The 7,561-nt window shown below is 69.2% G+C and carries 8 protein-coding genes and 1 pseudogene; 4 read left to right on the forward strand and 5 right to left on the reverse strand.

Annotated elements, in window-relative coordinates:
- The first annotated feature begins 22 nt into the window (after positions 1–22).
- Positions 23–1,156, forward strand: coding sequence for a lipid II:glycine glycyltransferase FemX (locus FNH08_RS39260; protein WP_152776305.1), 1,134 nt, complete (start codon positions 23–25; stop codon positions 1,154–1,156).
- Between the two features lie 30 nt (positions 1,157–1,186).
- Here FNH08_RS39260 and FNH08_RS39265 read toward each other — a convergent pair whose 3' ends face one another.
- The 3 genes from FNH08_RS39265 to FNH08_RS52570 form a co-directional block, all read right to left on the reverse strand.
- Positions 1,187–2,041: an alpha/beta hydrolase gene (locus FNH08_RS39265; protein WP_152776310.1), complete on the reverse strand. Its 855-nt coding sequence runs from the start codon at positions 2,039–2,041 to the stop codon at positions 1,187–1,189.
- Positions 2,042–2,191: 150 nt separating this feature from the next.
- Positions 2,192–2,386 carry a hypothetical protein gene (locus tag FNH08_RS54210; protein ID WP_407704549.1) on the reverse strand — a complete coding sequence of 65 codons (195 nt, stop codon included), beginning with the start codon at positions 2,384–2,386 and terminating at the stop codon, positions 2,192–2,194.
- Positions 2,387–2,478: 92 nt separating this feature from the next.
- Positions 2,479–2,640, reverse strand: a complete 162-nt coding sequence (locus tag FNH08_RS52570) for a hypothetical protein (RefSeq protein ID WP_228034634.1) — start codon at positions 2,638–2,640, stop codon at positions 2,479–2,481.
- A gap of 312 nt (positions 2,641–2,952) precedes the next feature.
- Here FNH08_RS52570 and FNH08_RS39280 point away from each other — a divergent pair, with 312 nt between their 5' ends.
- Positions 2,953–3,210 (forward strand): GntR family transcriptional regulator, encoded by a 258-nt coding sequence (locus FNH08_RS39280; RefSeq protein WP_152776307.1) that lies wholly within the window; start codon positions 2,953–2,955, stop codon positions 3,208–3,210.
- A 76-nt stretch (positions 3,211–3,286) separates the two neighbouring features.
- On the opposite strand, the gene FNH08_RS39285 is transcribed toward FNH08_RS39280, so the two are convergent.
- Positions 3,287–4,186 (reverse strand): helix-turn-helix transcriptional regulator, encoded by a 900-nt coding sequence (locus FNH08_RS39285; protein ID WP_152776308.1) that lies wholly within the window; start codon positions 4,184–4,186, stop codon positions 3,287–3,289.
- 104 nt (positions 4,187–4,290) lie between these two features.
- Here FNH08_RS39285 and FNH08_RS39290 point away from each other — a divergent pair, with 104 nt between their 5' ends.
- Together FNH08_RS39290 and FNH08_RS39295 are read left to right on the forward strand one after the other, a co-directional pair.
- The gene (locus tag FNH08_RS39290; protein WP_152776309.1) at positions 4,291–5,814 is read left to right on the forward strand and encodes an MFS transporter; all 1,524 of its coding nucleotides are present in this window, start codon (positions 4,291–4,293) and stop codon (positions 5,812–5,814) included.
- Positions 5,811–6,606, forward strand: a pseudogene (locus tag FNH08_RS39295) (integrase core domain-containing protein); the annotation flags it as partial. The gene FNH08_RS39290 and the pseudogene FNH08_RS39295, both read left to right, overlap by 4 nt.
- Before the next feature lie 18 nt (positions 6,607–6,624).
- On the opposite strand, the gene FNH08_RS39300 reads toward FNH08_RS39295, so the two are convergent.
- Positions 6,625–7,545 (reverse strand): EamA family transporter, encoded by a 921-nt coding sequence (locus FNH08_RS39300; RefSeq protein ID WP_407704550.1) that lies wholly within the window; start codon positions 7,543–7,545, stop codon positions 6,625–6,627.
- Between the last annotated feature and the right edge of the window lie 16 nt (positions 7,546–7,561).

A 7,561-nucleotide genomic window follows, 5' to 3' on the forward strand; every position in this document is an offset into this window, starting at 1 on the left:
CCGCAGCCCTCAGGGAGCCCGTATGCCGCTCCGACTCCAGGCCATCACCCGCGACGAGCACCTGGCCTTCGTCAAGGCCCTTCCCTCGGCCAGCCACATGCAGGTGCCGTCCTGGGGAGACGTGAAGCCGGACTGGCGGGCGGAGAGCCTGGGCTGGTTCGAGGGGGACGGCCGGCCGGTGGGGGTGGGCCTGGTCCTGATGCGCCCGTTGCCCAGGCTCAGGCGCTACCTCGCGTACCTTCCCGAGGGCCCGGTCATCGACTGGTACGCGCCCGACCTCGCGGAGCGCTGGCTGGAGCCGATGCTGGCGTACCTGAAGTCGCGTGGGGCGTTCTCCGTGAAGATGGGCCCGCCCGTGGTCGTACGGCGCTGGAGCGCGGACGCGGTCAAGGCGGCGATCGCGGACCCCGCGGCCCGGCGGCTGCGCGACACGCAGGCCACGGAGCGCGACGACCGGGCCTCGGCGGTGGCCGAGGCGCTCCTGAGCACGGGCTGGCGGCAGCCGGAGCCGGGCGGCGAGGACGGCGCGCACGGCTTCGCGGCGGGCCAGCCGCGGTACGTCTTCCAGATCCCGTTCGCCGGAAGGACCCTCGACGACATCCACTCCGGCCTCAACCAGCAGTGGCGCCGCAACATCAAGAAGGCCGACAAGGCGGGCGTGAAGGTGGTCCAGGGCGGCCACGACGACCTGCCCGCCTTCCACAGGCTGTACGTCGAGACCGCGGAGCGCGACCGCTTCGTCCCGCGCCCCCTGTCGTACTTCCAGCGCATGTGGACGGCGCTCACCGCCGAGGACCCGGACCGTATGCGCCTCTACCTCGCCCACCACGAGGGCGAGGTCCTCGCGGCGGCCACGATGCTGACGGTCGGCGAGCACGTCTGGTACTCGTACGGCGCCTCGACGAGCCGCAGACGCGAGGTCCAGCCCAGCAACGCCGTCCAGTGGCGCATGATGACCGACGCCCACGAACTCGGCGCCTCCGTCTACGACCTGCGCGGCATCACCGACACCGTGGACGACTCCAGCCACCTCCTCGGCCTCCTCCGCTTCAAGGTCGGCACGGGTGGAGAGGCGGTGGAGTACCTGGGCGAGTGGGACTTCCCGCTCAACCGGCTGCTGCACAAGGCGCTGAAGCTGTACATGTCGCGGCGCTGAGGCGGAGCCGGGACCACGGCCAACCGCCGGCTAGACCGCTGCGAGGTTCGCGAGCAGTTCGGCGGCGGGCTTCGGGTGGACGAGCCAGCGCAGATGGCTTCCCTCAAGCGTCCTGACGTCGAAGGGATTGTCCGGTGTGAGCGCGTTGGCTTCGCGGATCAGCCGGTCCTGCATGGCGGGCGGCATGCTGGCATCGTCGGCCAGGCGCACGAAGGACTTGGGGACCCGACCCCAGCTCGCGGCCTGGGCCCGGTCGGCGGAGGTGCCGACATCAAGGTTCTCGTCGGGCTGGAAGGTGTTCAGGAAAGTCCGGAACTCGTCGTCGCTGAGGTCGGCGGCGAAGGCACGCTTGAGGGCGTTGAGCGTCGCCGGGTCAGCGGTCCGGAAGTTGGTCCGGAGCAGACCGAGCTCGGCCGGGTTCCCCATGAGCACCGACGCGAAGACACCGGTGTCGACGTCCGCCATCTCCGGCTCGGCGTAGTAGTCGCCGATGTCCAGGTTGACGGGGCACCAGGCGGCGACGTAGCAGATCCGGTCGATCAGATCGGGCCGGGCGTTGCCGGCCGCGGTGATCGTGACACCGCCTCTGCTGTGGCCAACGAGGATGACCGGCCCGTGCTGCTTCGCCCGTTCGAGGACTTCGATCAGGTGGGCGGCATTGTCGGCGAGGGTGACGCCCTTGATGCCTCCCGGTTCCGAGGCGAGCGCGCCGAGATCCTGCGGAGCCTGGTAGGCCACGGGGAACGTCGCCTGGAACCCGTGACCGGGAAGATCGACCGCGACTGAGCGATGCCCGAGCAGGGCGAGCTCGGCCTGCAGCGGCGCGAAGGAGAACGAATTTGCGAACGCGCCATGGACGAAGACAAACGTCGGTAACTTCTGCATGCCGTCAGTATCCGACGCAACGGTGGCCGAGAAGATCGAATCACGTGGTTCCGCGCCAAGATCCAGCCCGCGCTGTGCGTGATGCCGGCCTTGTGGCACATCTGCGGGATGTGCCACAAAGTCAGCTCTGGGGTGCCGGCGCCGTCGCGTTCAGTTCAGCTGCTTCAGCCGTCGCCCACGGCTGTCCGCGATCCGGAGAGCATCACGAAGCGCCCCGGTCAGACACTCGGCGAGGAACCGGAGCTCGCCCTGCGGTGTGTCCGGGATCAGGTCGTCGGCATGCGCGAGCAGTTGCCTTCCCATGCCGAGCTGGATGGACTCGGTGGCGTCGGCCAAGCGGGACACGGGGCCGGGGTGCTCGTCGCTGATCAGGTAGCAGGGCTTCCCCTCGCCGCCGGCCCAAGGTAACAGTCGGAACTCTGGCGGTTCCGTTCCCATCAGGCGACCTCGCATCCATGGATCCAGTACGGCCCGGGCATGCCCGACCCCGACGCGGCTGCCATGGCCAACTCCCGCCGCCGCTGACGCTGTTCGTGGGCGAGAAGGTACGGGCGTACGGGTCTGGTGGCGGTGCCGCAGAGCGGGGTGCTGTCGTCCAAGCCGTATGGGCTGCGGTGAGAGGGAAGGGGCGTTGTGGATGTCGGAGGAGGGGCGGTGCGTGCGGGACGGCTCGGAGGTGTGGGGCGTTGGTCGCGCCGGATGAGCAGGAGGCCCACCCGGCCGATGAGGCGGCCGATAAGGTCGGTCACTGTCATCAGCTCCAATCTCGTTCAGCTGGTGGCCGTGCCCCCGGACGGCTCCACTCGTCGCGGGGGTCTTCTGCGCCTCACCTTACCCATAGTGGGCCATGGTGTACTAGGGTTTGGCAGGGATCGCACTGGTGTGCTCAGTACGGGCATGGTGGTGTAGTGATGCAGTTCGTACCAGACATCCCACGCTGGCGGCAGGTTGCCGATGTGATCCGCAGGCGGATCGAGGACGGGACCTACCCGCCCCGCACCCGCGTGCCATCGGTCATGCAGATCATCTCTGAATTCGGGATCGCGACAGCGACCGCGCAGAAAGTGCACCAAGGCCTGCGCAAGGAAGGGCTCATCTACACCGAGCCGGGCCTCGGCTCCTTCGTCGCCGAGCTTCCCAAGGAGCGCGCCGACGGAGTCCAGGCCTAGCTGTTGCGGGACACGACGTTGTTGACGCAGCTCCGGGGTGTAGGCCCACCGATGCCGTGAGGGTCATCAGCAGTGGTTACGTGTCCAGATGCTGGGCCGCCTCGGCGCACGCGGTCTCGGGGTCCTGCTGAACGGCGACTTGGTTGGACAACAGGCGCAGCGCGTCGGCGGAGGCGGTGTCGTTGGGTGTGTAGACCTCTAGCCGGTGGTCGGGGCTCTCGGGCTGAAGCCACACTTGATAGTCGATGTCGACGGCGCCGACCGTCGGGTGCCGCAGGTGCATGGTGCCCACGGTGCAGTCCGCGACGTCGCCCTTGGCCCATAGCGTGGCGAAGTCCCGGCTGCGCATGGCGAGTTCGCCGATCAGCTCGGCCAACCGGGCGTCGGTGGGATACCGGCCCGCGGTGAGCCGCAGATAGGCGACGTGGATTCGGGCAAGTTCATCCCAGTTCCGGTGAAGGTCTTGGGTGAGGGAGTCGAGGAAGAACATCCGGGGGATGGACGGCCGCCGCGCAAGATCGTGGGGCGCCTCGAAGTCGACGTGCTCCGCGACGAGGGCATGTCCGGTGCGGTTCCAGGCCAGCACGTCGCCGCGGCGGCCGAGCACGACGGCCGGCATGGTCTCGCCCAGGGATGCCAGGAGCGCCAGTACCCGCGGGTGCGGTCTTTCAAGGCGGGGACGGACCAGGCGTGGTGTGGCGGGCTGCCGGGCGAGGTTGTGCAGGTGGGCCGTCTCGGCCGGATCGAGCTGGAGCACGCCGACGAGCGCATCAAGGACCTGTTGGGAGGCCGTACCGGCCTGGCCTTGCTCTAGCCGCGTGTAGTAGCCGGCGCTCACGCCGGCGAGCTGGGCGAGCTCCTCGCGGCGCAGACCCGGTACGCGGCGGGCGGCGCCATAAGTGCGCAGTCCGATGTCGGCGGGGGTGACCCGGTCGCGGCGGGTCTTGAGATAGGCCCCGAGGCTCTCCAGTTCCATGACTTTGAGCGTAGGCGCCACGGCCGGTGCCTGAGTGTCCCTGCCAGGTGTACCCACGACGCGGGGATGGTTGCCGCCTCCGACGGTGCCGCACCGTCGGAGGCATGAATGAACAGCGTGTTTCTCACTCACCGGGCCTGCGGGCGTGGCTCGGTCTGCTGGTGGTACTCGGGCCGGTACTGCTGGTCGCGATGGATGGCTCGGTCCTGTTCCTGGCGATGGCCAAGGTCTCCGAGGCGCTGTCGCCGACTGCCGGTCAAGCGTTGTGGATCCTGGATGTCTACGGGTTCGCTGTCGGGTCCCTGCTCATCGCGTTCGGGAACATCGGCGATCGGTACGGCCGGCTGAAGCTGCTGATGACCGGCGCGGCAGTGTTCGGCGCGGCCTCGGCAGGAGCGGCGTTCGCCCCCGGGCCGGAACTACTGATCGCCTTCCGTGCGCTGATGGGTGTGGCCGGCGCAACGCTGCTGCCGTCTGCCCTTGCGGTACTCAGCGAACTGTTCACCGACCCGCGCCAACGGGCGAAGGCGATCGGCATTTTCGCAGCCACCTTCGCTGCGGGCTTCGCGATCGGCCCGGTCGTCGGCGGACAACTGCTGAACACTTTCTGGTGGGGATCGGTCTTCCTGATCAATCTCCCCGTCGTTGTGCTCTTCCTCGTCTTGGCCCCAGTCCTGCTCCGCGAGGTACGCGCCACCCGAACCGGCCGCATCGACGTCCTGAGCGTTCTGCTCTCCGCCTCGGGCATCCTGCTGACCGCCTACGCGATCAAGCACGCTGCCGCCCAGGGGCTGACAACGACCCCGGTGGCCACAGGGATCAGCGGCGTCGCCACCCTGGGATGGTTCATCCGGCGGCAACTCCGCCTCGAACACCCGCTGATCGACTTCCGCCTCTTCCGCGACCGGGTGTTCACCATCGCAGCTATCACCGGGCTGCTGCCGCTGGCCGCATGGTCGGCAACGGCATACCTCGGCGGCATCTACCTCCAGTCCGTGCTCGGACTGACGGTCCTGGACGCGGCTCTCGTCGCGCTCCCTGGCGCTGCTGTGCTCACCGTGACCTGCATCGTCACACCGGCTCTGGTCGCGCGTATCGGCACCCGGGCAGCGCTGATCACCTGCCATTTCTTCATCGCCGCAGGCATGCTCCTGCTGCTGGCCACCAGCATCTCCGGCGGCATCGGCTGGTACGTGACCTCCACCGTCATCGCCGGCATCGGCTACGGCATCTCCTTCAGCGTCGTCGCCGACACCGCCGTCGCCGCGGTTCCCACGGAGCGCGCCGGGTCCGCGGCCGCGATCGCCGAGACCAGCAACGAGATCGGCAACGCCCTCGGCATCGCACTTCTCGGCTCGCTCGCCGCCCTGATCTTCCGGCTCCAGGGCCCCGACATCGCCGGCACCCTCAACGAGACACTCCAGATCCCCGGTCTCACCGCTGCGGTGATCGGCGATGCGAAGACCGCCTTCGTCACCGGTCTGCACGCCGCTGCCGTCACCGCAGGCATCCTCCACGCCGCACTCGGTGTCTTCGCCCTGCGCCACGTGCCGAGGGTTCACCAGCCCGACGACGCCCAACCGGTCCGCCTGGCCCAGGACATCGTCGAAGAAAGCAGCGTTCGATGACCCATGCCAACTCCCCGCTCAGTGTCGAGGGCCGACGACGCCTCGTCGAGCGATGCCGGACTCGGCTGATCGCCCACGTTGCAGCTGAGATGGGCATCTCCCGATCTTGTGCATCGAAGTGGGTCAATCGCCACCGGCGGTACGGCGCGACCGGACTGCTCGATCGGCCGTCGACCCCACACCACAAGCCGACATCGACGCCCAACATCGTGGTGAGCCGCGTCGAGGAGCTTCGACGGACGCAGAAATGGTCAGCGGCGCGGATCGCGTTCGAACTCGCCGAATCAGGGACTCCGATCAGCCGACGAACCGCTACGCGACACCTGGCCCAGCTGGGGCTGAACCGCCGACGGTTCATCGACCCCACCGGCGACACGAACCGTGAACCACGGAAGATCACCGCCCGGTGGCCCGGGCACATGGTGCACCTCGACGTGAAGAAGGTCGGACGCATCCCCGACGGTGGCGGATGGCGTGCCCACGGCCGAGACAGCGACCATGCCCGGTCTGTTGCCCGTCGAAAAGGGAAGGGCGAACGCGGGGGCTACGTATACCTCCACTCCGCCGTGGATGGATTCACCCGGTTTGCACAACGGGAAGGCCGAGAGGTACAACCGGATCCTTGCGGAGGAATTCCTCTACGCCCGCGCGTGGACATCTGAATCCGACCGCGCCGACGCCCTACGCTGCTGGAACGTCCACTACAACTGCCACCGCCCCCACTCCTCGGCCGGTGACGAGCCGCCCGCATCCCGACTACTGGCCGGAGTCGCCAACGTCGTGGCCTCCTACCCAGCAGGGACTCGAGGTCTACTTACCCGTGCGCCCCACCTGCGTCCGTACCGCGCCCATGCTCGCCGCGATGACCAGTGCGATCGCGAGGGCCTCGGTGGCTGAGAGGGCCTGGTCGAGGACCAGGAAACCGGCGACGGCGGCGATGCCCGGTTCGAGGCTCATGAGGACGGCGAAGGTGGAGGCCGGCAGCCGCCGCAGCGCGAGGAGTTCCAGCGTGTACGGCAGGACGGACGACAGTACGGCGACGGCGGCGCCCAGCGCGATCGTGACCGGGTCGAGCAGCCGTACTCCGGCCTCGACGGCCCCCAGCGGCAGGAACAGCACCGCCGCGACCGCCATGGCCAGCGCGAGCCCGTCGGCCTGCGGGAAGCGGCGCCCCGTGCGCGCGCTGAAGACGATGTACGTCGCCCACATGGCCCCGGCGGCCAGGGCGAAGCCGACACCCACCGGGTCCAGGTCGCCGAAGCCCCCGCCGCTGAGCAGGAAGACTCCGCCGAGTGCCAACCCGGCCCAGACCAGGTTCACCGCGCGGCGCGACGCGAGCACGGACAGCGCGAGCGGGCCGAGCACCTCCAGCGTGACGGCGGGTCCGAGCGGGATGCGGGCGACGGCCTGGTAGAAGAGGCCGTTCATCGCGGCCATGGTGACGCCGAAGGCGACCACCGTGCCCCAGTCGGTCCGCGAGTGCCCCCGCACCCGGGGCCGGCAGACCACGAGCATCACGACCGCGGCCACCAGCAGCCGCAGCGTCACCACTCCGAGCGCCCCGACCCGCGGCATCAGACTCACGGCCAGCGCTCCGCCGAACTGCACCGAGATCCCTCCGGCCAGCACCAGCCCGACCGGCCCGAGAGAGCCTCGCGCCGCCGGTCGGCCGGCAGGGGCGGGCACGGATGTGGGCGCGGGTGCGGACTGGTCAGTGCTGGGGAGGTTCACGGGGGCCGTCCAGGAG

Source organism: Streptomyces spongiae (assembly GCF_009377185.1).
Lineage (GTDB): Bacteria > Actinomycetota > Actinomycetes > Streptomycetales > Streptomycetaceae > Streptomyces > Streptomyces spongiae.

Bases quoted from the DNA above. Each gene is read 5' to 3' on its own strand.
- FNH08_RS39260 (WP_152776305.1), top strand. From the start codon at position 23: ATGCCGCTCCGACTCCAGGCCATCACCCGCGACGAGCACCTGGCCTTC.
- FNH08_RS39265 (WP_152776310.1), bottom strand. From the start codon at position 2,041: ATGCAGAAGTTACCGACGTTTGTCTTCGTCCATGGCGCGTTCGCAAAT.
- FNH08_RS39280 (WP_152776307.1), top strand. From the start codon at position 2,953: ATGCAGTTCGTACCAGACATCCCACGCTGGCGGCAGGTTGCCGATGTG.
- FNH08_RS39285 (WP_152776308.1), bottom strand. From the start codon at position 4,186: ATGGAACTGGAGAGCCTCGGGGCCTATCTCAAGACCCGCCGCGACCGG.
- FNH08_RS39290 (WP_152776309.1), top strand. From the start codon at position 4,291: ATGAATGAACAGCGTGTTTCTCACTCACCGGGCCTGCGGGCGTGGCTC.